The sequence below is a fragment of the Limnospira sp. PMC 1279.21 genome, from assembly GCF_032349615.1.
GTDB classification, from domain to species: domain Bacteria; phylum Cyanobacteriota; class Cyanobacteriia; order Cyanobacteriales; family Microcoleaceae; genus Limnospira; species Limnospira fusiformis.
The window spans coordinates 1-1694 of the sequence record NZ_JARPLU010000361.1; the positions used below are offsets into that span (position 1 = coordinate 1).

Consider the following 1694-nt stretch of genomic DNA (forward strand, 5'->3'; position numbering starts at 1 on the left):
AGTCGCCGCAGCCGCTGGAACCTGCGTCCAGCGGAACGGCGACCGTCGGGATAAGTGGCTGAAATCGGTATCTAAACGAGCCAGCCAAACGATGGGACATGGCGGAAGTCTCCAGAAAGGCTTTTGCTCTCATACCTACCGTAAATGCCGTAATATCAACCGTCAAATTGGGCAGATTGTCTCGAAGCGTATCGTGCAGATTGCCCAACAGTTCAATGCCGATGCTATTGTCTTTGAGAACCTGAAAGGATGGAAAGCTAAGGGGGGGCGCAAGCGCTCCTTACTTCGCCAACGCTTTCATGGATGGCTTAAAGGTATGATTCGAGATTTGACGGAGATGAAGTGGCAAGAGATAGGCGGTAAGGTCATTGATGTCGTAGCTCCACCTAAAAGTTGGCTTATGACGGTAGTGGAGTCGAAAGGGCGAGACTCCAACAACTATGCCCTGGCTAAATTTTCCTCGGGCAAGCGATACAATGCCGACCTCAATGGGGCGCTCAATATTGCTGCACGAGGTATTCTTCAGCTCACTCGCCGAAAGGACAGCGAGGAGCCCTCGATCCAACGTTCGAGGGCTCCTCGCCTAGAAGCTGGGCTTGTTTGTGTGACCTGTGGACTCGTACAGTCTCAGGTTAGCACTGACACCCCCACCTGCCCAAGGCAGGTGGGGTGAGCTTCATTGATACCAAAAACCACAAAAATTAAAGGATTCCGAAGCTATAGCCTCAGAATCCTTAGAAGTTAATTATAGAGCCGAATCCCCAGAATTAGGAAAAATAGATCCCCGTCACTTGAGGAAAACTACATTAAGCCTAATTGAGACAGAATACCTTGGCCGGTCAGTAACTCGGTACCAACACCGATGACGAAACCAAGCATAGCGAGGCGACCGTTCCAGGTTTCCGCGAATTCGGTGAAACCAAATTTAGTTCCTTGATTTTCCATTGTGAGTTACTCCTAGATAGGTTTGCTTGATTCAACTAAAGAAAACTTAACACACTTACCACCAACTTTGCAACATTTCTTTACGCTTTTCTGAAAAAAAAATTCGCCAACCGCCGAAACCGAGTCAAATCAAGGGTTTATCCTCTAGCGGGACTGATGGGCGATCGCATCTAATCAACAAACTAGCCGATAATAAAAACCGTAGCAGTAGAGAGGGCCCCATGGACATTCGCATCGGAAACGGATACGACATTCACCAGCTAGTCGAAAACCGTCCCCTAATACTAGGCGGCGTTAAAATTGAGCATCATCTAGGATTACTCGGTCACAGCGATGCCGATGTCCTCACCCATGCCATCATGGATGCTATGTTAGGGGCGCTAAGTTTAGGAGATATCGGCGTTTACTTTCCCCCCACAGATGAACGCTGGGCGGGTGCTGATAGCCTAGTCTTACTAGAACAAGTTCATAGCCTCATACAACAGCGAGGCTGGCAGTTATGTAACATAGACTCAGTAATTGTGGCTGAACGTCCCCAACTCAAACCCCATATCCCGACAATGCGCGATCGCATCGCCAATGTCCTAAAATTAGAACCGGACCAGGTAGGCATCAAAGCCACCACCAACGAAAAACTCGGACCCGTAGGACGAGAGGAAGGAATAGCCGCTTACGCCGTCACCCTCCTAAAAAGAGCATGATTTAATCTCAAATTAGGTTAATATTTTAGGGCAATACGGTATAATAAA

The 1694-nt window shown here is 48.3% G+C and carries 3 protein-coding genes; 2 read left to right on the plus strand and 1 reads right to left on the minus strand.

The window, feature by feature from the left end; all coding sequences use genetic code 11:
- Positions 1–673: IS200/IS605 family accessory protein TnpB-related protein (locus P5683_RS24555; RefSeq protein WP_315645081.1), on the plus strand; the 673-nt coding region annotated here is incomplete at its 5' end.
- Between the two features lie 128 nt (positions 674–801).
- On the opposite strand, the gene P5683_RS24560 is transcribed toward P5683_RS24555, so the two are convergent.
- On the minus strand, positions 802–945 hold the full coding sequence (locus P5683_RS24560; protein WP_006619489.1) for a chlorophyll a/b-binding protein: 144 nt from the start codon (positions 943–945) through the stop codon (positions 802–804).
- Between the two features lie 221 nt (positions 946–1166).
- Between P5683_RS24560 and ispF the strand changes: the two genes are divergently transcribed.
- The gene (gene ispF, locus P5683_RS24565) at positions 1167–1646 is read left to right on the plus strand and encodes a 2-C-methyl-D-erythritol 2,4-cyclodiphosphate synthase (RefSeq protein ID WP_006626062.1); all 480 of its coding nucleotides are present in this window, start codon (positions 1167–1169) and stop codon (positions 1644–1646) included.
- The last annotated feature ends 48 nt before the right edge of the window (positions 1647–1694 follow it).